We start from the raw sequence: 22,567 nt of genomic DNA, 5'->3' as shown, positions 1-22,567 counted from the left end.
GCTGGCGTAACCTCTGACCATAGCCCGGAACCAGGGGAAGTCAAATTTCCTTCTGACCGGGAAAAATAATCAGCGACGCCGGGCGTGGTCCACGCCCTGCAAAAGCGCGTACGCCCCCAGCGCCGGCGCCGCGCCAGGGGCGTCCGCACCGTCCTCGATGAGGAGGAGCACGTACCCCGACTGCTGCGCCGCCCGGCCCCAGTCCGGGGGGAGATCGGTCACCCGATCGGCGATGAGGAGCGGTCGCGCGCCGCTGCCGCCGAGGTCGTGCACCGTCAGGATCCGATCCCCCTGGAATGCGACGCCGACTCGGCCGACAGGGGTGAGCGGCCCATCGAGGGGCGGCTCGAGAATGCTCCAGCCGCTCTCACGCAGGTGAACCGCCACCCCCTCCGCACTTCCGTCGGGCAACCGGAAGAGCATCGTCGCGAGCGGAACCCCGACCCGATTCAGTACCAGAAAGCTACATGCCGCTTTCGGAATGGAAGCCTGCTTCCTGCGTGCTCGACGAACGGCCACGACTCCGACGGCCACGATGAAGGCCCCGAACGCACCCTGGAATCCGCCGAAGAAGAACCCGAGCGCGACGCCGGACACGCACAGCCCGAACGTCGCACTCGGACGCCAGCGGTCAGTCCTCTCGGCGGTCGGCATTCCCGCTGTCCACCGCATCGGCCATCGTCCCGGTCTCGACCTCATCCGCCGCGTGCGCACCATGGGCGTCGACCGCGTCGAGGTCGGCCTGTGTGAGCGGCACCAGGCGGTCCTCGAAGAACCAGCGCGACACCGCCGAGCGCACGTTCTCCGTCCACGGAATGCGGCCCTTCGCGTTCGGCCGCACCACGAGCGGCGCATACCCCTCGATATCGATGAGCTTCCACCGGTCGTACTCGTCGACGGGCTGGTGCACCTCCACGAACTCGCCGCCCGGCAGACGCACGATGCGGCCCGACTCGAAGCCGTGCAGCACGATCTCGCGGTCCTTCTTCTGCAGCGCGATGCAGATGCGCTTGGTGATGAAGTACCCGCCGATGGGACCGAGCAGCAGCAGCGCCTGCAGCGTGTGGATGACACCTTCCATCGTGAGCATGAAGTGCGTCGCGATGAGGTCGGACGACGCGGCAGCCCACAGGACGGCGTAGAAGATCATGCCGGCCACACCGATCGCCGTGCGCGTCGCGGCATTGCGCGGACGCTCGGCGATGTGGTGCTCGCGCTTGTCGCCCGTGACCCACGCCTCCAGGAAGGGGTAGATCGCGACCGTGACGATGAACAGCCCCATGACGGCGACCGGCACGATGATGCCGAACGACCAGGTGCGATCGAACATCACGACGTCCCAGTTCGGCGGCGCGAGTCTGAGCGCCCCGTCGGCGAAGCCGATGTACCAGTCCGGCTGCGTGCCGGCGGAGATCGGCGAGGGGTCGTACGGTCCGTAGATCCAGAACGGCAGGATCTGGAAGAACGTGCCGAGCACCACGATCACCCCGAAGACGATGAAGAAGAAGCCGCCCATCTTCGCCGCGTACACCGGCATCATCGGGTAGCCGACCACGTTGTCGTTCGTGCGGCCGGGGCCGGCGAACTGGGTGTGCTTGTTGATGATCATGAGCATCAGGTGCACCACGATCAGCGCGATCACCAGCATCGGCAGGATGAGGATGTGCAGGGTGTAGAGCCGGCCGATGATGTCGGTCCCCGGGAACTCTCCGCCGAACAGCATGAACGACGTCCAGGTGCCGATCAGGGGGAGACCCTTGATCATGCCGTCGATGATGCGCAGACCGTTGCCCGAGAGCAGGTCATCCGGAAGCGAGTAGCCGGTGAAGCCTTCAGCCATCGCAAGGATGAACAGCACGAAGCCGATCACCCAGTTGAGCTCACGCGGCTTGCGGAACGCACCCGTGAAGAACACCCGGAGCATGTGGAGTCCGATGCCCGCCACGAAGACGAGCGCGGCCCAGTGGTGGATCTGCCGCACCAGGAGCCCCCCACGGATGTCGAACGAGATGCGAAGGGCCGAGTCGAAGGCGGCCGTCATCTCCATCCCGCGCATCGGCGCGTAGGCACCGGTGTAGTGGGTCGGCACCATCGAGGCCTGGAAGAAGAACGTCAGGAAGGTGCCCGAGATGAACACCACCACGAACGCCCACAGGGCGATCTCGCCGAGCATGAACGACCAATGGTCGGGGAAGACCTTGCGGCTCAACTCCTTGAGGAGTCCGGAGACGCTGGTGCGCTCGTCGATGTAGTTCGAGGCGGCGCCGACGAAGCGTCCGCCGAGGGGCGGTGCCTTCTTCTGCGCCGTCTGATCCAGAGTCGGGGACTCACGTGACATGGTGCGATCCTCTTCGGTCGTTGCTGGCCAGGGAGCTCTGAGGCTGCGCATGCAGGACCGCCCGCGGCCGGACGACAGCACGAGAGGGCTGCTGCGACGCGCGGGGAGGAGACGTCCAGGAGGGACGACGGGGAGGATGCGAGGCGGTTCCACACGCACAGGGCAACACGAAATGACCTTCTGGTCAGTCTTGTCGCTGTGCGGGTACTGCGCCCTCGTCCGCTGGTTCAGGATCGAACCTGCCGCCAAGCTATCAGAGAACGTGCTCGGCCCGCGAAGGGGCGCGACGCCGACGCGGTTTGCTACCCTGGGGGAGGAAACAACGACGGAGGACGACCTCCGACGGTGAGACAGACCGGGGACGACCCCGACAGGAGTCTCCCGTGAATCACCCTTCCGCCTGGCCGGTCTGGATCGTGTCCCGCGAACCCCGGGCCGCCCGCGCCACCCTCGTCCTGTGCATCGCCTCGTTCTCGATGGTCAGCGCCGCCGCGCTCTCCGTCGGCGTGAGGGGAATCTGGCTCGAGCTCATCCTCTCGACGGGGTTCCTCGTCTGGGCGACCGCGCAGTGGGCCTGCGTCGAGCGCCGTCGACATCGTGAATCGGCGTTCCGCCGCGATGTGGAGCGCTACATCGACGCACTCTCCCAGGCCTCCGCTCCGGAGTGACCCCACCGCCGTCGATCGCAGGCCATCCGCCACGACCGACCGCGTACCATCAGATGCAGTGCGCTGACTCAGCGCTGCGGCCGGGACGACCCGGTCGTGGTTATCATTCGGGGACGGCCCCACCTCGAAGGAGTCCGGCGATGTCACGCACGGAGCTTAGGCAGTTGATCGGCGTCACGGATATCGTCCGCGTCGTCCTGGGATGGGGCGCCTTCGCGGCCCTCCTCGTCCTCCACCCGGTACTGGCGCCCCCTGTGCCCGGGCCCGTCCTCGTCATCGCGCTCGGGGCGATCATCGCGGTGATCCTCGTGTGCGCCTTCGGCGTCGTGAAACAGGCCGAGGCCCTCGCGCACCGCCTCGGCGACCCGTACGGCTCGCTCGTCCTGACGCTGTCGATCGTGCTGATCGAAGTGATCCTGATCTCCGCGGTCATGCTCGGCCCGGGTGAGCACGCGACCATCGCCCGCGACTCGGTCATGGCCGTCTCGATGATCATCCTGAACCTCGTCATCGGCCTCGCACTCCTCCTCGGCGGACTCCGCCATCGCGGCATGGCGCACAACCGCACCGGCACCTCGGCGTACCTGTCGATGCTGGTCGTGCTCATCGCGCTCGCGTTCGGCCTCCCCGCCCTGATCGGCACCGATGGCTCGTACACGACGGCGCAGGAGATCCCGATCATCGTGCTCACCCTCGTTCTCTACGCGTTCTTCCTCTACCGGCAGATGGGCGCCCAGGCGAGCGACTTCACCGAGGTCGACCCGCGCCTGCTGCAGACCGCTCAGCGTCAGGAGAAGTCGGCGGATACCGGGGGGATCCGCCAGGTGCTGGCCGAGCACCGCACCGAGATCCTCGTCCGTCTCGCGCTCCTGGTGGTCACCGTGATCCCCATCGTCCTCCTGTCACACGACATGGCGGCGCTGCTCGACGACGGACTGGGCCGCCTCGGCGCTCCGGTCGCCCTCGCCGGTGTGGTCATCGCGGGCATCGTGTTCCTGCCGGAGTCGATCACCGCGGTGCGTGCTGCTCTCGGCGGCGAAGCCCAGCGCGTGAACAACCTCGGGCTCGGAGCTCTGGTGTCCACCGTCGGCCTGACCATTCCTGCTGTCCTGATCATCGGCATGTTCACCGGCCAGACGGTCGTGCTCGCGGAGTCGCCGGCGAACCTGCTGATGCTCGGCGTCACGCTGCTGCTCTCCGTGACGACATTCGCCGCGAAGCGTGTGACCGCGATGCACGGTGCCGCGCACCTGGTGACGTTCGCCGTCTACGTGGTGGTGCTCTTCAGCTGAGCCGCTGCGGCGGGCGCGATCACTCGACGACCTCGAGACGATTCAGCAGAGCCTGGCGGCGCTGCTCGAGCCCTACGCGACCGACACGGGAGAGGGCCGGCGCAGGGTCAGCCTCCGCACCATCCTCGATCCAGAGGGGTAAGTCGTCGACGGCGAATGAGCAACCCGCCGGCCAGGAGCATGAGTGCCCCGATCCCGGCGAGCAGCGACACGGAAGAACCGTCGACGCCTGTCGTCGGCAGTCCCCCACCGCCGTCTGGCGTCGGGACCGGGGGCAGCACCGGATACACGTTCGTGATCGACGCGGTCTGGGTCGTCGGCGGCTCGGAGCCCGCAGTCGAAGGCGTCGTGATCGCGACGATCTGACCGTCTCCGAGCCGAGAGGTTTCCCCGTGCGCTCCGAGCGCGCCGGTCTCGGCGACCGCGCAGGTCGACCCCAGCGGCAGACCGTCGAGGCGTCCTCTCAGCTGGCTCTGGTTCGAGACACTGAGCACCCCGCCTGCCGGCAGCGTCAATGGGACGCCCGCGACCGTGCAGTCGAGCTGGAAGTCGAACGCGTCGGGCGCGCGTCCGGTGTCCCCGACCACGATCTTCTGCACCGCGAGGTCGCCGTCGAGCAACATGACGCCGGCCTGCACGGGGGCCACGGAGTATTCCCGTCCTCCGGCGTCGGTCCCCACGGCACCCATCTGGTTCCAGGCGATCCCGCCCGCATCGGGAACAGCGATCGGGGCGAGGTCCGGATACGTGGCCGACTCGGGCACGTTCTGCGTCTCGTAGTGCAGAGACAAGACCTCACCGGGTGCGAACGAGCCGGCGGCGGTCCCGGTGAAGTCGATCGTGACGCGGATCCCGGTGACGTCTTCCCAGGCTCCGCTGTAAGAGAGGACCGGAGTCCAGGTCGCCGTGGTGTCGCAGAGCAGGTCGTCGAACCAGGCGGAAGTGGGTCCTGTCCCCACGCAGGGGGAAGCGGATGTCGTGACGTCGAGCGTGAGCGTCGCACCGCTGGGCAGCACGTTGGCGGAGAGAGAGTCCGGCAGGAGAACCGGTCCATAGGTGCTGTTGCGGGCGGCCCCCGTCGCGAGGAGTCGGTCGCCGATCCGCGGGAGGGGGTCGACGAGCGACACGGTCTCGAAGCCGACTGTGCCGCTGTTCACCACCGAGAGTCGCCAGTCGTCCGTCGCCCCCACCGCGGTATAGGCGGCGCAGGGAGTGCGGGTGTACCCGTCTGGATCGAGCGGGCACGCCGCATCGGGGTTGTTGAGGTTCACCTGGCCATCGACCAGGTCGCCGTCGATCTCGCCCTTGACGTACTTGTACGCCGCGAGCGCGCCGCCGGGCGACGGCTGCACGTAGTTCGTCGTGCCGCACTGGTCGGCAGCGAGGTCGGGAACCGTACCCTCTCCATTGCCAGACGCGTTCGTGCAGGCGTCGAGCTCTTCATCCGTGGTGACGACGAACGTGTTGGTCGTGAACTGGTCGAGAGCGAGTCCCGGCGCGAGCACGAGGTTCACGGTGATGGTGAAGACCTCGCCGGGAGACATCCGGTCACCGCCCTCCGGCCACGTGAACGTCACGTTCTTGCCGGTGCTGTCGATCAGCGCCGACACGTCGGTGGACAGCGTTCCGCCCGCGGAGGTCTGATAGGTGGGCGGCGAGAAGTCCCAGTCGAGATACTCCGGGAGCTGATCGACGAGCTGATCGATCGTGACGAATCCGGTGCCCGTATTCGTGAATTGCAGCGTCCACGGAAGGCTGGCGCCGATGGAGACGACATGGCTCGTCCCCGGCTGCGACTTCACGACGTCGAGCTGATGCGTGCCGGGGTCGATCGCCAGTTCGGCATCGCCCTCGTCGTCGGCCGGCGCGTACAACCCGTCGAGTCGTTCGTTCACCGCGGTCGCGGCGTTCGGAAGGGTGGTCGGCAGTGCCAGCGGGGCGCCGTCGCGCTGCGTCGTGAGCACCACCACGTCGAAAGCGAGCCGGGCGGTCCAGTCGTCCGGAGGTGCGCTGCGGGAGAACACGTCACCCGCAGCGTTGCGGAACACCGCCCGAAGTCCGACGACGGCGGACGGATCGACTCCCGCGGGGAGGGCGGCGGTCGGCGCGTACGCGCCCTCGACCCAGTTCGTCCCCACGAGCACATCGATGCGCACTTGATCGGCACCTGCCGGGAGCACGACGCTCAACGCCGGATCGGGCGCCAGCTGCACCGCGTTCCAGAAGTCGGCATCCGCATCGGTGATCGTGACCTGCTGCGTGGCCGCGGTCGAGGCTCCGTCCGTCGCATCCAGGGTCACGGTGACGGGATTCTCCAACTCGGTCTCGAGGATCGCATCCGGATCGATGGTCTTCGCGAGAGTCACGTCGAGGAGCGCACTGACCAGCACGACCGTGTCGGTGGCCGTATCGTTCGGCGTCGACGCGGTGCCGGACGGCGTGAGGACCGGGTCGTACGACTGCGCGATCACGTCGTTGGCGACGGTACCCGGCTCAACGAGCTGGCCGGCATCCGAGCGCTCATACTGCCGCACGCGGGTCTCGATCTGCACGCCGAGGTCTTCGCCGGCGCGGATGGTGCCGCCCTCGGTCTCCGGAGCGATGCCGTGGAATACCACGCTCACGCCGACGACGGTCGTCAGGTCGCTCGACGCGAGCGCGGCCGCTGCCGTGATCGACATTGTGCGCGTGCTCAGGGCGCCGTCGGCCGCACGGTCCCACAGCGTCACCGTGGAGGCTGCGGGGTCGACCTGGTCGGCAGGATAGGTGAAGACGAGTGACTGCACGTCGAGCCGCTCGTAGGGGTTGGTCGCCGCGTCGTAGTCGGCGCCGTCGAAGGGGTCATCGGCCCAGGCATCGGCCGCGCTCACGCACTGGTCGGCCGCGCCGTCAGCGCACGGGATCGGGTCGGTCACCCGCACGTACGAGGCGCGCGCGGTGCTGTCGTTCCTCGCGGCGATGTCGAACGTCACCGTCGGATAGTTCACCGGGTCCACGTCGGCCGACTCCGGGATCGTCACGGTCGAGGGCGTGACGATCTTGTCCACCGAGACGAGCGGCGGCTGATCGATCAGGGTGATGTTGTCCTGCTCGGTGTCGCTGCCGTTGCCCGCCGCCGAGGTCCAGTCTCCGCGGAGCGAGTTCCACACGATCCCGGCGTCGGGATCGTTGAAGGTCTGATCGGCGCTCACCCAGCGGTCGGTCGTCGCCGTCTCGTCGCGCACGACGTTGCGCAGCTCCCAGGTGAGGAAGGTCGGCCGGTACTGACCCACCGCCGAGGTGGCGAGACCGGAGCCGGGTTCGGGCCTCGTCGGGTCGGTGCTGGCGGCACGCGTGGCATCGTCGGGCGCATAGACGAGGCGCACACCGGTCGTACCGGCGGTCTGCTGCGGAGTGAGCGTGTAGCCGATGAAGCCGTCCGCGCCCATCCAGGAGCCGCCGGGCGGAGAGATGGGCGCCCAGGCACCGTCGACGAACAACCAGACCTCGGTGATGTCGTCCCACGCCAGCAGCGGATCGTCGGCGAGCGTGATGGCGTCGATGCTCCGCAGATCGAACGCCTGGAAGACGGTCGTCGCCGCACCTGCCGGATCGGTGTCGGGCGCGGTGGCAGGGTCAGTGAGGACGAGGGTGTTGATGCCGGTGGTCCCGGTCCGCCACTCATTGCGCGTGGAGACGATGTCGCCGGACTGCGCATCGAGGAAGTCGACATCAGTGGTCTTGTCGCCGTTCTCGACCCACCGCTTGTTGGCGTCGACGCCCGCCCCTTCACCTGTCGCGGGTGTCTGCACGCCGATCGTGTCCTGATCGGTGACGACGTCGCTGTCGATGCCGTCCGGGAGGCCGTCGACCTCGCCATGACTCTGCGCCGTGGCTTCGTTCTCGTAGACGGTGGGTTGCTGCGCCGACTGCTCGTCGGCAGGATCGTCACGTGGATCCGTGGGCCCAGAGCCGTCACGAAGGTCGGTCCGCGCCTCGAAGACGAGGTTCGGTTCGACGCTGAACCCCTGCGAGAAGCCGTCAGGGTTGTCGAAGGTGAAGCGGATGCCCGTGACATCGGATGGCACGTCGGGTGGCGTCAGCGCGGCGGCGAATTCGGCGCGGCTCATCTGGAACGTCTCTGCGGTCGCGCCGGTGCTGACCGTGGCAAGTGTGACCCAGGTGCCGTCGGCGCGCTGGTATTCGGCGGTCGCCGTGGTGTTCGGCGGGACCTGGGTCGGGGCGATCGCCACGATGTCGAACGCGTTCCAGAAGTCGTCGACCTGATCATCACGCCAGGTGTCCTCGACGACGATCTGGGTCGGGTCGACCTGCGCGACGCCCGTCTCGGTCGTGGCGGTCAGGCTCGCGACGACGCTGTTGCCCGGTTCCACCGCCCCGCCGGGGGTGATCTGCTTGTCGAGGGCGACGCCGATCTGCGGGAAGTAGACGGCGATGTCGTCGGCGGCGGAGTCATCGGCCGTTCCCACATCGTTCGTGGCCGTCACGTCGATCGTGTTCGTGCGCTGATGCGTCGGCACCTCAGTGCTGACCAGCGAGAGTGCGGGTTCGATCGCGACGTCGATCGTCGCCGCGGTGTTCGCCGGTATGTCTCCGGTGAACTCGATCACGAAACCGGTGACGGTCCCCGGCGGCGGGGTCGGAGACGCGGAATCGGCGAAGGGGACCGGTGCCTGCGCGACCCCGTCGATGTACCAGGTGATCGTCGCCGCTGTCGCTCCCGCAGGGTAGTCGATACCGGAGGGGAAGCCTCCGAAGACCATGTCCGCGTCGAAGAAGCCGAGGTCGGAGATCGTGAGGCTCTCCACCGGGCCGTTCGAGGTGTTGGTCGCGGTGAGCTCTGCGAGCGCCTCACCACCGGCTGCGAGTTCGGCGGGGGTGATCGTCTTTCCCGCGAGCACGTCGACCGTCAGGGGTCCGATCTCATACGGCGCGGTGGCGTCGTCGTTCGCCGTCGCGCCGCCGGGGGCGTTCACGGTGGAGGTGATGCTGTTGGTCACGGCGTCGCCGGTGGCGAGCGTGCTCCCGTCGTTGCGATCCGTCGCCCGCTGGCCCACGGAGAACGCCGTGGAGGCAGCGGAATCGGACGCGATCGTGCCACCGGAGTACGTCAGGCGGATGCCGCCGACATCCGCCGGATCGACGCCTGCGGGAAGCGCCGGGGCCGCACCCGGCGTTCCCGACTGCCAGCTCCACGTGCCTGTCCCCTCGTCGTACACATAGGCGTCGACCTGCACCGCCGTCGCCGCCGGCGGCAAGGTGGTGGCCCCGAATCCCTCGAAGTCGACGATGCGGAACGGGTTGTCTGCGGCCAGAGTCGTCGCGCCGTCGGCCGCCGTCGTCGGCTCCTGGATCACGAGCGTGTCGGCACCGATGTTCGATTGGTTCTGCGCGCCGATCGTGATCTCCGAGGTCTCTCCCGGATCGAACTGCTGCGAAGCCGGCGTCCAGCCCTTGCTGGCCTCGACCCCGATCACGGTGTCGACCGTGACGACCGCGTCGGCCGTGTCCGTGATCGTCGCCGGCAGATCGCCAGGACCGTTGTCCCAGTCCGCAGCTGCCGTGTTCGTGACGGTGTCGCCGTTGTACTGCCAATCCGCCGGCAGATCGAGGGGGACCCGGAGCACGAGGCTCAACTTCAGCGTTCCACCCGCCTCGAGGCCTATCCCGCCGTCCACCGGCTGCTGGAAGACGACCTGGAACGTGCAGTCGTCCGTGACCTCGACCGGTACGCCGCCCTCCTCCACGCATCCCTCCGAGGTGACGGTGAGCGGCAGGTCGGAGGGAGTGTACGACGAGCCCACGAACTCGAATCCCGTGAACTCGGCCGGCAGCGTATCGGTGAGCACGACGTTGAGGCAGTCGACGTCGTCGCAGACCAGATCGACGGTGTACGTGAACTCGTCGCCGGGCCCGAGGGTGTCCTGCGTGTCCAGCCCGTCGACGCGCTTATCGATGCGGAGCGACGATTCCGCCGCCTGTGCGGCAAGGGGCACGACGAGGCCGGCACCGACCAGGGCGAAGACCGCGACGAGGGAGAGGAAGAGCTTCCGCCACCGGTTCTCGGTGGGCTGTGACGTCGTCGACATGGTGCTCGTTTCGTGGGGAAGCCGCAGAGGCAACGAAGGAGTGCAGGCCGCCGACGCCATCTCGATGGATCAGGGGTGAGGCCGGGCCGGAGACCACGTGTTCATGTGCTGTGGAGTATACGAGCGGGAAGCGGAGCCGCTCTAGGGATGGCGATGCCGACCTCACCCGTCCGGGGTGAGGCCGAGGTCTCGCCGATAGCGATGTCCACCCCGCGGGCACGCGTGCATTCGCTCAGGCGGTTCGGAACGCCGATCGATACTGGCTCGGGGTGGCACCGAACGCGCGACCGAAGTGCTGCCGGAAGAGTGCGGCGCCGCCGAATCCCGTCGCCGCCGCCACCGTGTCGACCGGGAGCGCGGTGCCCTCGAGCAGTTCACGCGCCGCCGCGAGGCGCTGCGCGAGCACCCACTTCGCGACCGTCGACCCCGTGCGGGCGCGGAACGCCCGCGTGAATGAGCTGCGGCTGAGATGCGCACGGGCGGCGAGGACATCGATCGTCAGGTCGGCGTCGAGGTTCGCCGCGCTCCACCGCATCGCCTCGGCGATCGGGTCGCCGCCGGCGTCAGGAACCGGGCGCTCGATGAACTGCGCCTGCCCACCCGCACGATGCGGAGGCGCGACGATCCTCCGCGCGACCCGGTTCGCGACGAGCTGTCCCTCTCTCCGGGCGAGGAGATGCAGACACGCGTCGATCCCGGCAGTGGCGCCGGCTCCCGTGATGATCGACCCCTCGTCGATGTACAGCTCGTCGGGTTCCAGCGCGATGCGAGGGAACCGCTCCCGGAACACATCCGCCCACTTCCAGTGCGTGGTCGCCGTCCGGCCATCCAGCACGCCGCTGTCGGCGAGGGGGAACGCGCCGAGGCACAAGCCGACCAGCTCCGCCCCGTCGTCGCGGGCATCCCTCAACGCGAGCGACAGCTCGTCCGGCGCCGCGCGGTCGGGCTCGCCCCACCACGGCACCACGACGACGTCGGCCCCGCGGACGGCCTCGAGCCCGTGGCGCACGTCGATGTCGAAGTCGGCGGAGGTGCGAAGTGTGCCCGCATGTAGCGCCGCCACGCGGATGGGCCACGGGTCGATCTCGCCGACAGGCGTCTCGCCTCCCCACACGAGGGACGGGACGGACAGGTGGAAAGGACTGATGCCGTCTACGGCGATCACGGTCACGCGCGGTGCGCCCATGCGTGTTCCCTCCTCGGGGCCGGTGCGAGCCGATCATGGCGAGGGCTGACCCGAATCCGTCTGTTCAGAGATGTTCGGGTCACCCAGACTACAGACGACCCCTGAGAGAGGACACCCGCAATGACGACGTCACCCACACTCCGCGCACTGAGCGGAATCGCCGACAGCCCCGCCACGCTCGCGACCTCGACCGTCGTGCTCGTCGACTTCCAGAACACCTACACCCGCGGCGAGATGGAGCTCGACGGATGGGCCCCGGCGCTCGACGCCGCCGCCGATCTCCTCGCGCGAGCACGCGACGCGGGTGCGACCGTGATCCACGTGCAGCACGACGGAGGCGTCAGCTCGGCGTACGACATCCGCGAGGACATCGGCGCGATCCACGAACGGGTCGCGCCCCTCGACGGCGAGTCGGTCGTCGTGAAGACGGCGCCGAACTCCTTCGTCGGCACCGAACTCGGCGACCTCGTCGACGCGGCCGGACACGAAGAGGTGGTCATCGCCGGATTCATGACCCACATGTGCGTGACCTACACGACCGAGGGCGCCTTCCTCCGGGGGAATCGTCCGACCGTGGTCGCTGCCGCCACCGCGACGCGCAGCCTCCCCTCGGTCGTCGGCGACGTGCCGGCCGCCCAACTGCACCGCGCGGCTCTCGCCGGCATCGCCGATCTCTATGCCACCGTGGTGCCGACCGCCGCCGATCTCCTCTGACGACGCGTGGAATCGTCAGTTGCCTCACGCAACTGAGCTGATATCCTGGTTTCATGGCGGTCCACGACGAGCTCGACGACATCCGTGACGCGCTGGTTCGCGTGGTCGCGGAGTGGACGCAGAGCGAGCTGCAGGTGCAGGTCGCCGAAAGTGTCGACGGGTCCCTCGACTCCGCCGAGGTGCGAGCCCTGTACCTGGTCGGCATGAGCGGCGGTTCCCTCGGATTCAGCCGCCTGTCCGACCGAGCGGCGATGTCGCGTCCGACGACGTCGAAGCTGGTCTCGCGCATGTCCGCACAGGGCTTCTTCGACAGAGTGCGATCCGGACGCACGGTCGACGTGCGACTGACCGATGCCGGCAGCGAAGCGTATTCACGCCTCGTCGCCGCCGGACAGCAGATGGTCGGCGGTGCCCTCGCGGGCTGGTCGACGCAGGAGATCACCCAGTTCCAGGCTCACCTGAGCCGTTTCGTCGCCGCCCTGCCCGGGGCGACGCAAGCGACCATATCCCGGCCGCCATCCGTTACCGTCCCATCACCCCAGGAGGAAACATGACCCGCACCTATGTCGTCACCGGCGCCGCATCCGGCATCGGCGCCGCGACCGCCGAGCTGCTTCGCGCGCAGGGACACGCCGTGATCGGTGTCGACCTCGCAGGCGTCGAGGTGACGGGCGACCTCTCGACTCCTGAAGGGCGCGTCGCCGCCGCGGAGGCCGTGCTCGCCACAGCCGACGGAGGCATCGACGCCATCATCGCGTGCGCCGGGATCGCGGCGCCGATCGCCAAGACCATGGCGATCAACTACTTCGGCGTCACCGAGTTCCTGACCGCACTGATGCCGAAGCTGAGCCTGGCAGACCAGCCGCGCGCGGCCGTGGTGTCGTCGATGGCATCGCTGCAGCCCGTCTCTGCAGAGCTCGTCGACGCGGCGCTGAGCGGCGACGAGCCCCTCGCCCTCGAGATCGGCGACCAGCTCGCCGCCACGGCTGAGGGCGGCTTCCTCAACTACTCCTCCAGCAAGCGCGCCCTCTCGCGGTGGGTGCGCCGCGCATCGGTGTCCGACGCCTGGGCCGGCGCGGGGATCCCCCTCAACGCCGTCGCCCCCGGCACGGTCACCACGGCGATGACCGCCGGATTGCTGGCGAGCCCGGAGGGCCTGGCACAGGTCGACGCCGCAGTGCCGATGCCCCTGAACTACCACCAGCCGGCATCCTCGATCGCGGAGCTGCTGGTGTGGCTGACGAGCCCGGCCAACACGCACATGGCGGGACAGACCATCTACTGCGACGGCGGAGCCGACGCCGTGCTGCGCGGCGACGACATCTGGTCGTGGAACGACGCGCCGCGCGACTGACCCACACCACAGAAGAAGGCCCGGTCCCCTGCGGACCGGGCCTTCTCGTTGCTCCCACCGCATCCGGATGTCCCGCTTATTTTGAATGACTAAAAATAACGTGGTACTGTCGGAGAGAACCGGACGGCCAGATCGTCCTTCCCTCCGTCGACATCCGACAGCTCCTCGGGAAGGCTCCTGGCCGCAGGACAGCGCGCCGTCCATCGGGGGCAACCGCCCCAGGGGTATTCGGCGCGCCCACGCACAGGAACGAATGCACCCGCATTCGACAGCGCCCGGCGAGACGAGAGGAATCACTGATGGAGGAGACCCGAACCGGCTGGAAGCCGAACCCGGTGTTCAGTTCGATGCCGCATTCGATGGGCCGCGGCTCCCGCGAGGACATCGTCTGGGAGGCGCTCGACCGGGTGAACGGCAAGCCGGCACCCACGATGGGCGCCATGCAGGCCGCCATGGGCAACGAGGCACAGATCCGCATCGTGCACGACACGATCCGCGCGTACCTCGACGCGCACGGCCTCCGCGACACCAGCGAGCTGGGCGCACGCGCCGGGGACTTCGCATGAGGCGGCGAGCCGCGCAGGCCGAGCAGACCATGCACATCCGCTCGGCCGAGCTCTGCCGCACACCGCCTGCCTCCCTGGACGACGATCAGTTCGTCGCCCAGCTCGGCTCCGTCGGCCTCGGCAGCACCTCGTATGTGGTCGGACGTCGTGATCCGCGCGCCCCGGAATGGATCGTGCTCGATTACGCCACCGGCGGTCACGAGCGAGTGTGGCGACGCACCCGACCGCAAGCGGACGGCGTGCTCGCCTACGCCCTCGTCGAGGACGACTCCTCTCACGGGTACGTGAGCGTCGCCTGACGGGCCGCCCTCCGAGGCGTCGGACGTCAGTGTCGTCTGCGCCGATCCGACCACATCGCGCGCAGAGACTCCGCAGCTCGCGAAACGGCGTCACCGAGCGGGTTGTCGCTCACCATGTAGGTCCATGTCGCTGAGGGCCTGCGCTGTCGTGCCGCCACGAGCGCGGCGTCGACATCCACGAGGCCTGTGCGGGAGAGGAGTCGACCGGCTTCTGCGTAGGCATGCGCGAAGAACCCGTCGAACTCGGCGAGTGCCAGGCGGTGGAACTCCTCGAGTGGGTTCTGGCCGCCGAGCGCACGGAGGTGGATGCCGTCACGCACCGACTGCAGCATCTGCAGGTGCTCGCACCACGCATCGTCGAGGCTGAGGACGGCGATCTCACGCACGGCGTCGGTCACAGCGGCGTCGGGCACATCGAGCTCCGTGGCCACGCTCCCCATCTGCTCCCACAGGTGGGTGTCGGAAGCCAGGAGGTGCTGCCGCTCGGCCAGGACGGTATCGCGCTGTCGTGTGATCGCGCGGTTGTATCCCCACGTCGCACGGTGCGCATCGGCGCGCACGGCCTCGGAGATGTCCTGCGCCGTGGCCAGGATCTGCCGCCGCCTCTTCTCGGAGAGCGATCCGGGAGAAGCGATCTGCGCGCGGATCGTGCGCGTGGCCGTGGTCACGATCAGCTCGTCGTGGAGGCTGCAGATGCGCACCGACACCCCGGGGTCGCCCTGCCTGCCGGCGCGCCCCCGTAATTGCGCGTCCAGTCGGCGTGAGGGGTAGAGCCCGACCTGGATCACGGCGAGTCCTCCCACCGCGGCGACAGCGTCATGCTCGGCGGCATCCGCACCCCCGAGGACGATGTCGGTGCCACGCCCCGACATCTGCGTGGAGATGGTGATGGCGTTCCGCTCCCCCGCGCGAGCGACCGTCTGTGCTTCGGTCTCGTCGTTCTTGGCGTTCAGCACCCGCACCTGCAGGCCGCGCGCCGCGAGCATTCCCGCGATGGCCTCCGACTCCGCGATGCTCTGCGTGCCGACGAGCACCGGCTGCCCGATCGCATGGCGGCGCTCCACCTCCGCTCCCACGGCGGCAGACACCTCTTCCTCGGTGTCGAGCACGACGTCGGGCTCATCCACCCGAGCCTGCGGCACGCGGCGCTCGACACGGCCGCACTTCACCTCGTAGAACTCGATCAGCTCGTCGGCCACGGCCAGCATGGTTCCGCTCATCCCGGTCAGGGAGTCGTACTGCAGAAGCAGATCCTGCACCGTCAGCGTGTCCAGGATGATTCCGGAGCCGCTGGTCTCGAGTCCCTCCTTCGCCTCGACAGCGGCGTGCAGCCCATCCGGCCAGCGCTGCCCGTCGGCGATGCGCCCTCGACTCGTGTTCACGAGTCGCAGCCCTCCGTCGTCGATCACGTAGTCGACGTCCCGGTGCATCAACACCCGCGCATGCAGTGCGAGGTTGAGCCCCGTCAGGACGGGGATGTGATCCGCGGCGTAGAGGTTCACCCCGCCGAGTTTCCCTTCGAGGGCGTCGAGGGCGTCATCCGTGAAGGAGACGGTCGCCGCCTCCGCATCGATGACGTAGTCCGCCCCCTCGGTCATGGCGCGGACCAACGCCGCTGCCTCCGCAGGGTCGCCCTCGACCGTCTGGGCGTTCCCGGCGAGAACCAGGGGAACTATCGCCTCATCGATCATCACGGCGTCGGCCTCGTCGACGATCGCCACGTCCATCCGTGGGGAGACACGTTCTGCCTCGCGCACGCAGAACCGGTCGCGGAGCACGTCATAGCCGACTTCGCTGACGCTCACGTACGTGACATCCGCACGGTAGGCTCCGCGGCGCTCCTCGGGAGTGCTGGATTCCATCACCGCCGAGACGGATATGCCGAGTGCGGCATAGAGCGGGCGCATCCACGCCGCATCCCGTCGGGCGAGATAGTCGTTGACGGAGATGACGTGGACCGAGCGTCCGGCCAGCGCATGGCCGGCAGCCGCGAGCGCACCGGCGAGCGTCTTCCCCTCTCCCGTGTCCATCTCCACCGCGAAGCCGGCGAGCATGGCAGCGGCCGCGCGCACCTGCTCCCGGAATGGATCGACTCCGAGGGTCCGCCGTCCGGCGAGGACGGCAAGAGCGAGGGCACCGGACGCTGTTCCGACGAACGTCTGCGCGCGATCGACGAGCTCCTGGGACGAGAGCGCGTCCAGTTCCGGCTGAAGCGAGAGCGCGTTCGACACCGCGGACTCCATCGCGGAGAACGAGACCGTTCCCGGCAAACCGACGGCGCTGCGCAACCACTTCGGTGTCTGCATGCGGCCTCCTCTCATCCCCCGAACACGACCACCGACCCGGCCCGGGAACGCGCGGCTCGGAACGCCACTGCTCCCAGTGCCCCGGCGGCGAGGATGCGCGTCAAGATCAGCACGTTGGAGGCGAGGATCATCGTGTTCTGGTCGGACACGCTGCCCGACATGATGGCTACTTCCGTCAACGATCCCAGCACCACCGCGGCGAGCGCGATCGCCGGGACGTACCTCCAGGGTTCCGCCAGCGGACTGCGGAGGACACCGGCGACGATCACACCACTCAACCCCAGCTCGACGAGCGCGTTCACATAGAGCGGTGCCGCTGAGGTGACACCGATAGCGGCGGTGAGCAACGGCGGACCCACGGGGAGCCAAACGGCGAGGAGGAAGAGGGAGATGATCACGGTCTTCGGCAGTCGCAGGGTGTCGTCACGGCGCGCAGCCGCGATGCCCGCCGAGGCGAGCGCAAGGCTGAAGGCCACGGTGGCAGACGTCGAGATCACGACGAGAGCCTCCGCGTCGAGCGAACCGGGAAGACTGCGGAACACGGCCAGCAGAGCGGAGGTGATGAACAGCACTCCCGACGTCAGCCACCATCGCGACCACCGCGACGACGCGTCCTCGACCGCGATCACGGGGGAATCAGGTCCGCTCATCGTTCACCGCTTCATCGTCCAGGGGCAGGTCCTGTGTTCCACCCTCTCAGAACCCGCGGATCAGCACCGCCCCCACGCTCGCACCGATCCGGGCGTGTAGCATCTCGAAGCATGGAGAACGACAGTCGATGGACACTGCTCGGCGCCTTCGCATTCCTGAGCATCGGTGTGTTCCTGGTGGTCAAGGGTGTCGAGCCCTCGTGGTACTCGTACCTCACTGTCGTGCTCGTCTTCGTCGCCGCAGCAGCGTGGACCGCGCGGTACATCGTCGACGTCCGCGCGGCGAAGGCGAAGGCGCAGGCAGCGAAAGCCGCGGCCGCCGATGACGAAGGCGTGTAAGTCGCTCGTCGCCGCCCCGACCCGCCCCTGACCGCACATCGAAGGGGCTATCGCTCGTGAGAATCCAGATCACGGATGTCGATCCGCAGAACATCGATCTCCTGCTGCGGTGGAACGGCATCCTCCGCGACGGGTATGCCGTCGGCCGCCAGAAGGTGTGGTCCCGCAGCGACGAGGCGACGCGCCTGCAGTTCCAGAACCCGCATCCCACCCGCAGCTCGGTGCTGCTGCTCGCTGAGGTCGACGGCGTCGAGGTCGGCGCGGCGGAGGCGCATGTACACCCCGGCGAGCCGGCTGACGTCGAGGTCGCCGTCGCCGATGCCTTCCGTCGCCGTGGTGTCGCACGTGCGCTGCTCCAGGCCGTGCGGAACGCCCTCCGCAGCACCGCCACCGTGATGCGCACCGAGACGTATTCCGATGCCGGGGTCTCATTCGCACGTTCGGAGGGGATGCGTGTCGGCGTCCGTGAGAGCCGGCAGGTGGTCGACCTCCCGCTGCCGCCGGGCACGCTCGACGGCCTTCCCGGCGCGCCCTCGGGGGTCGAGGTCATCTCATGGGTGGGCGCGTGTCCGGAGGAGCTGCTCGACGGCTGGGCTCGGCTTCGCGCTCACATGTCGGACGACGTGCCGATGGGAGACCTGACACGCACAGCCACGCCCGCGGATATCACTGCCGTCCGCCGGAACGAGGAGCGCATGTCCGAGCAGGGGTATGCCCTGGTGCGGAGCGTCGCGCGCGTCGACGGGGAGCCGGTCGGCTACACCGAGATCCTGCTCTCGCGGCCCGATCCGACGATCGTCCTCCAGGACGACACCTTCGTCGAGGAGCGCGTCCGCGGTCACGGCATCGGTCGTGCGCTGAAGATCGCCAACCTCCGCCGGCTCACCAGCGTTCCGGAGAGCAGCGGCTCGCTGTTCCTGCAGACCTACACGGCCCTCACGAACGCGCCGATGCTCGCGCTCAACAGATCGGTCGGATTCGACGAGGTGGACGTGCTCACGATCCTCGAGGGTCCGCTCGGCTGAATCCCGGTCAGACGCCGGCCGCACTCACCTGACGACGCGGGTGTTCCGGCTCGTCAGCGGGGTCCCGTCCGTGCCGAGCGGTTCGGGCGCAGTCACGGACGCTCCCGTGGCGTCGACCAGTGTCGAATGCCCCTCTCCATCGCCGAACGCATGCTCCTCACCCCAGTGCCGCAGAGCGAGGACGACCGGGAACAGGTCCTCCCCGGCAGCGGTCAACTCGTAGTGCTTGCGCTTACCGGCCGGAGCATCGACCTGAGCCATGAGACCGTACCCGATGAGTCTGCGGAGGCGATCGGTGAGCACGTTGCGCGCGATGCCTGTGCGCTGCTGGAAGTCGGTGAACGTGCGGGCGCCGTCCATAGCGTCCCGGATGATCAGCATGCTCCATCGGTCGCCGAACAAGTCTGTCGCGCGTGCGACCGGGCAGTTCGGGTCGGTCCACTGCGGCCTGGCGGATTCCCTCATGACATCTCCAAGAGTTGCGATTTGAAACCATTATCCCCTACCGTTCATTCGGTAGCAATATGCAACTAAAGGACACTGTGGACCTCAAGACGAAGACACTCCTGGCCGTCATCTGCGCGGTCGCCGTCGCGACCGTATATGCGGCGCAACCCATGCTCGCCGAGATCGGGAGCGATCTCGGGGTGCCCACCGACGCACTGGGCTGGCTCGTCGCCGCCGGACAACTGGGCTACCTCATCGGCCTCATCGCGCTCGTCCCTCTGGGTGACCGCTTCGACCGACGGCGACTGATCGCGCTCCACCTCGGGCTGGTCGGGATCGGTATGGTCGCCGTCGCCGTCACTCCGACGGCGTGGCTGGCCTATTCCGGGCTGGCCTTCTCCGGACTGTTCGCGGTGGTGGTGCAGACCACCGTCGCCTATGCGGCAGCAGTGTCGACTCCCGCGGAGCGCGGACGCACCCTGGGATTCGTGACGTCCGGAGTCGTGGTCGGCATCCTCGGCTCGCGTCTGATGGCCGGGGTGCTGACCGACATCTGGGGATGGCGCAGCGTCTACGTCGTCCTGGCGGTTCTGGCCGTGATGCTGGGCACAGTCGCCCTCCTCGCTCTTCCGAGTGATGTGCGCCCGCCCACCCGCCGCTACACGGAGCTCGTCAGAGGTCTCGGTCATCTGCTCACCGACCCCGCTTTCGTCAGTCGCGGTGTGATCGCGTTCTTCCTCTTCGCCTCGTTCGGAACGCTCTGGAGCGGGATGGCGCTTCCGCTGGCGTCCGCACCCTGGCATCTCACCGAGACCCAGATCGGACTCTTCGGGCTCGCCGGGCTGACCGGGGCGCTGGGCGCCGTGCGCGCGGGCCACTGGGCAGATGGCGGCAAGGCGAACCGGGTCACCGGTCTCGCCCTCCTCGCGCTGGTCGCATCCTGGGGGCTGATCGCACAGCTCTCCTGGTCATTGGCCCTGGTCGTCGTCGGCGTCGTCGTGCTCGATTTCGCCGTGCAGGCGGCCCACGTCAGCAACCAGCACATCCTGACCGCACTGCACCCCGACCGCGTCGCGACGACCATCGGCGGATACATGATCTTCTACTCGCTGGGCTCTGCCGTCGGCGCGGCGACGACCACCCTGGTCTTCAGCACATCGGGGTGGACCGGATCCGCGATGCTCGGCGCGGCCTTCGCCGCCGCAGGTTTCGTCGCGTGGGCTCTCGGCATCCCCGCCGTGCGCCGCGCTCGGAGAGGGGGGTGCGAGCCTGTTCGCGCTTCGCGCTGATCGTGTCTCGTGCGCAGCGCTCGTCCCTCGAACCCCGTCCATCGCCGGCGCGGAATGGGCGTCCGCCGGCCGCCGTGGGGAACGGCGGCCAACGAACGGAGCGCAGCACTCGTCGATGTGCGATCTTGGGGACGATCGCCGTGACGGCGGGGACCGTCGGGAGTGCTGTGCTGCCGCCATCAGAAGGCGACGATCTCACGGTATCGGCAGCGCGGCTGCCGCGGTGAAATATCAGTGCGCGGTCAGTCCGGTACGAGGTCGTCGAGAACGTACAAATAGAGGTCGCCGACGATCTCCGCCCCCTCGTGAGCCGCTTCGTCGTCGACCGCCTCGAGAAGCTCCGCGATGGCATTGCTCACCATTGCGGCATTGCGCTCGCGCCCGAGATGCGTGAACCCGAGCACGAGGGCGGGGCGCTTGGCGGCGTGCATCGCCTCGAGATACTGATTCCGCGCGTACGAGGCGAGCATCTGGAAGAGGTTCCAGGTGACCCCCGACGCGACCCGGTGGTCGACGAACGGTACGCGCCATGCGGTGATCGCCCCCTCCGCTGCCGCCCGGAACTCGCGACGCTCGCTCGGGGTCGCGCGCGCGATGCCCAGGGTCGCGGCCAGGGTAGACAGGCCCGAGCATTCCGCGACGACGGCCGCGAGCCACGCTTCCGTCGGCGTCGCCACCACCGACGACTTGTGCGCGCGGGCCTCGACCAGATGCTGCGCCGTCAGGATCGAGATCGCCTCGCGCACGGTGTTCGTGGCGACGTCGAGCTCCTTCGACAACGTCGAGACCTTCAGTGCTGCTCCCGGAGGCAGTTCGCCGGTCTCCATCTTGTGGATCAGTGCTTCCACGACCGACTCCAGCCGTGTGGGCACGGGTGTCGGCGCGTCCAGTTCCTTCCGATCGACGAGGCCGAGGATCTCGATCGACAGGAACGAGGAGGCACCACGTGCACCCCGCACCGACTCTGCCTCACTCACCGGGGAGCCGCCACTCTCCGGTCAGCGCCGCCCGCAGTCTCTCGACGGTCGTGATGCGGAAGAGCTCGAAGACGGCATCGCGTGCGGCGGCCCCGTCGCGGGCACGAAGCGCGTGTCGAAACGGCCCGATGAGCGCGCGCTGCTGCTCTCCGAGCCAGTCGGGGAGCGGACGATCCTGCACCGACCGACTCAGGTGCAGAACGAGGTTCCGGTCCAGGATCTCGGTCACGATCGCATTGTCGGCGAGTTCGATCATCTCGACCCAGAGGGCGAACCAGAGCCGCAGCCCGTCCGGCATCCCTCCGCGTGTGAGGTCGGAGTCCAGGATCGCCTGTACGCGGGCATCGAGGGAGTCGAGCTGGGCGTCGGTCAGGGTGGGCACCACCTTCGCGGCCGCATAGGCGATCAGCGCACCGGCCGCCTCCGCACGATCCGCCTGCGCCCGCAGATCGATCGGTGCAACCCTCGTGAAGCGGTTCGAGCTCATCTCGACCAGGCCCACATCGGCGAGCCGGATGAGCGCCTCCCGGATCGGCGTCCGTGAGACCCCGTATTCCGCCTGGAGGTCCTGATCGCGGATCTCTTCGAGCGGAGCCAGACGTCCGGTCACGATCTCCTGAGCCAGTCGGGCGTACACCTGGTCGCGGATCAGCGTGCGAGGACGAGCCTTCGTCGAGGGCTTCGGCTCGTCCGTCATACCGGCCAGACTAGCCAGCGCCCTCTCTTTTGTCTCTGCCCCTTCCGTCGACACCGCACCCTCATCCAGGAGTCGACACCCCTCCCGAATCGTGTTCCGAGACCGCGGCTTCGAGGGTCTCCTCGAGCTTCTCGACCTCTTCGGCATCGGCCGAAGGAGCAGTCCCCGAGGGTGATGTCACCGACAGGGCAGGTGAAGCACAGGCGGCGAGCGCGAGCGCAGAGGTGCTGAGCCCGACTGCGGCGAGGGCGAGCGCGAACCGAGGGCTGGGGTCGGGGCTCGGGTCGGTGTTGGAGGTGTGCGAAGTCACGGAATGGCCTTCTCTGGGAGG

At 68.4% G+C, this 22,567-nt stretch carries 20 protein-coding genes and 1 riboswitch; of the genes, 10 read left to right on the top strand and 10 right to left on the bottom strand.

Annotated elements, in window-relative coordinates:
- Positions 1 to 69 precede the first annotated feature (69 nt).
- Positions 70 to 654 (bottom strand): hypothetical protein, encoded by a 585-nt coding sequence (locus ACFVWL_RS07180; protein ID WP_387180341.1) that lies wholly within the window; start codon positions 652 to 654, stop codon positions 70 to 72.
- Complete coding sequence (locus tag ACFVWL_RS07175; protein WP_387180339.1) at positions 632 to 2,338, bottom strand: cytochrome bc complex cytochrome b subunit; 1,707 nt, start codon at positions 2,336 to 2,338, stop codon at positions 632 to 634. Before ACFVWL_RS07175 ends, ACFVWL_RS07180 begins: the two co-directional genes overlap by 23 nt.
- Before the next feature lie 179 nt (positions 2,339 to 2,517).
- A riboswitch (guanidine-III (ykkC-III) riboswitch) is annotated at positions 2,518 to 2,582 on the bottom strand.
- 139 nt (positions 2,583 to 2,721) lie between these two features.
- Here ACFVWL_RS07175 and ACFVWL_RS07170 point away from each other — a divergent pair.
- Together ACFVWL_RS07170 and ACFVWL_RS07165 are read left to right on the top strand one after the other, a co-directional pair.
- Entirely contained in the window at positions 2,722 to 3,006 is a 285-nt protein-coding gene (locus ACFVWL_RS07170) for a hypothetical protein (RefSeq protein ID WP_387180338.1), read from the top strand.
- A gap of 140 nt (positions 3,007 to 3,146) precedes the next feature.
- Positions 3,147 to 4,298, top strand: coding sequence for a calcium:proton antiporter (locus tag ACFVWL_RS07165; protein WP_387180335.1), 1,152 nt, complete (start codon positions 3,147 to 3,149; stop codon positions 4,296 to 4,298).
- A gap of 107 nt (positions 4,299 to 4,405) precedes the next feature.
- On the opposite strand, the gene ACFVWL_RS07160 is transcribed toward ACFVWL_RS07165, so the two are convergent.
- Both ACFVWL_RS07160 and ACFVWL_RS07155 read right to left on the bottom strand, forming a co-directional pair.
- The gene (locus ACFVWL_RS07160; protein ID WP_387180332.1) at positions 4,406 to 10,387 is read right to left on the bottom strand and encodes an LPXTG cell wall anchor domain-containing protein; all 5,982 of its coding nucleotides are present in this window, start codon (positions 10,385 to 10,387) and stop codon (positions 4,406 to 4,408) included.
- A gap of 232 nt (positions 10,388 to 10,619) precedes the next feature.
- Complete coding sequence (locus tag ACFVWL_RS07155) at positions 10,620 to 11,573, bottom strand: GlxA family transcriptional regulator (RefSeq protein WP_387180329.1); 954 nt, start codon at positions 11,571 to 11,573, stop codon at positions 10,620 to 10,622.
- 120 nt (positions 11,574 to 11,693) lie between these two features.
- Between ACFVWL_RS07155 and ACFVWL_RS07150 the strand changes: the two genes are divergently transcribed.
- The 5 genes from ACFVWL_RS07150 (at position 11,694) to ACFVWL_RS07130 (ending at position 14,506) form a co-directional block, all read left to right on the top strand.
- Positions 11,694 to 12,287, top strand: a complete 594-nt coding sequence (locus ACFVWL_RS07150; protein ID WP_387180327.1) for an isochorismatase family protein — start codon at positions 11,694 to 11,696, stop codon at positions 12,285 to 12,287.
- Between the two features lie 53 nt (positions 12,288 to 12,340).
- Positions 12,341 to 12,841 (top strand): MarR family winged helix-turn-helix transcriptional regulator, encoded by a 501-nt coding sequence (locus ACFVWL_RS07145; protein WP_387180324.1) that lies wholly within the window; start codon positions 12,341 to 12,343, stop codon positions 12,839 to 12,841.
- Positions 12,838 to 13,641, top strand: a complete 804-nt coding sequence (locus ACFVWL_RS07140; protein WP_387180321.1) for an SDR family oxidoreductase — start codon at positions 12,838 to 12,840, stop codon at positions 13,639 to 13,641. Before ACFVWL_RS07145 ends, ACFVWL_RS07140 begins: the two co-directional genes overlap by 4 nt.
- Positions 13,642 to 13,940: 299 nt before the next feature.
- Entirely contained in the window at positions 13,941 to 14,207 is a 267-nt protein-coding gene (locus ACFVWL_RS07135; protein ID WP_387180319.1) for a hypothetical protein, read from the top strand.
- Positions 14,204 to 14,506 (top strand): hypothetical protein, encoded by a 303-nt coding sequence (locus tag ACFVWL_RS07130; protein ID WP_387180318.1) that lies wholly within the window; start codon positions 14,204 to 14,206, stop codon positions 14,504 to 14,506. Before ACFVWL_RS07135 ends, ACFVWL_RS07130 begins: the two co-directional genes overlap by 4 nt.
- A 26-nt stretch (positions 14,507 to 14,532) precedes the next feature.
- On the opposite strand, the gene secA2 is transcribed toward ACFVWL_RS07130, so the two are convergent.
- Positions 14,533 to 16,812, bottom strand: coding sequence for an accessory Sec system translocase SecA2 (gene secA2, locus ACFVWL_RS07125; protein ID WP_387180316.1), 2,280 nt, complete (start codon positions 16,810 to 16,812; stop codon positions 14,533 to 14,535).
- Between the two features lie 11 nt (positions 16,813 to 16,823).
- Positions 16,824 to 17,462, bottom strand: a complete 639-nt coding sequence (locus ACFVWL_RS07120) for a hypothetical protein (RefSeq protein ID WP_387180313.1) — start codon at positions 17,460 to 17,462, stop codon at positions 16,824 to 16,826.
- A 111-nt stretch (positions 17,463 to 17,573) separates the two neighbouring features.
- Between ACFVWL_RS07120 and ACFVWL_RS07115 the strand changes: the two genes are divergently transcribed.
- Together ACFVWL_RS07115 and ACFVWL_RS07110 are read left to right on the top strand one after the other, a co-directional pair.
- Positions 17,574 to 17,801, top strand: a complete 228-nt coding sequence (locus tag ACFVWL_RS07115; RefSeq protein ID WP_387180310.1) for a hypothetical protein — start codon at positions 17,574 to 17,576, stop codon at positions 17,799 to 17,801.
- 56 nt (positions 17,802 to 17,857) lie between these two features.
- Entirely contained in the window at positions 17,858 to 18,826 is a 969-nt protein-coding gene (locus ACFVWL_RS07110) for a GNAT family N-acetyltransferase (protein ID WP_387180308.1), read from the top strand.
- 24 nt (positions 18,827 to 18,850) lie between these two features.
- Here the strand turns inward: ACFVWL_RS07110 and ACFVWL_RS07105 are convergent, their stop codons facing one another.
- Entirely contained in the window at positions 18,851 to 19,291 is a 441-nt protein-coding gene (locus ACFVWL_RS07105) for a winged helix-turn-helix transcriptional regulator (RefSeq protein ID WP_387180305.1), read from the bottom strand.
- A gap of 77 nt (positions 19,292 to 19,368) precedes the next feature.
- Between ACFVWL_RS07105 and ACFVWL_RS07100 the strand changes: the two genes are divergently transcribed.
- Positions 19,369 to 20,562: an MFS transporter gene (locus tag ACFVWL_RS07100; protein ID WP_387180303.1), complete on the top strand. Its 1,194-nt coding sequence runs from the start codon at positions 19,369 to 19,371 to the stop codon at positions 20,560 to 20,562.
- 242 nt (positions 20,563 to 20,804) lie between these two features.
- Here ACFVWL_RS07100 and ACFVWL_RS07095 read toward each other — a convergent pair whose 3' ends face one another.
- The 3 genes from ACFVWL_RS07095 to ACFVWL_RS07085 all read right to left on the bottom strand — a co-directional run bounded on the left by ACFVWL_RS07095 (position 20,805) and on the right by ACFVWL_RS07085 (position 22,546).
- Complete coding sequence (locus tag ACFVWL_RS07095; protein ID WP_387180300.1) at positions 20,805 to 21,539, bottom strand: GntR family transcriptional regulator; 735 nt, start codon at positions 21,537 to 21,539, stop codon at positions 20,805 to 20,807.
- Positions 21,532 to 22,236: a GntR family transcriptional regulator gene (locus ACFVWL_RS07090; protein ID WP_387180299.1), complete on the bottom strand. Its 705-nt coding sequence runs from the start codon at positions 22,234 to 22,236 to the stop codon at positions 21,532 to 21,534. The genes ACFVWL_RS07095 and ACFVWL_RS07090 overlap by 8 nt, the downstream gene beginning before the upstream one ends.
- Before the next feature lie 61 nt (positions 22,237 to 22,297).
- Entirely contained in the window at positions 22,298 to 22,546 is a 249-nt protein-coding gene (locus ACFVWL_RS07085; RefSeq protein ID WP_387180296.1) for a hypothetical protein, read from the bottom strand.
- Between the last annotated feature and the right edge of the window lie 21 nt (positions 22,547 to 22,567).

The sequence above is a fragment of the Microbacterium sp. NPDC058269 genome (assembly GCF_042881445.1).
Taxonomy (GTDB): domain Bacteria; phylum Actinomycetota; class Actinomycetes; order Actinomycetales; family Microbacteriaceae; genus Microbacterium.
The sequence above is the reverse complement of the archived record's forward strand: the minus strand, read 5'-3'. Positions and strand labels throughout refer to the sequence as shown.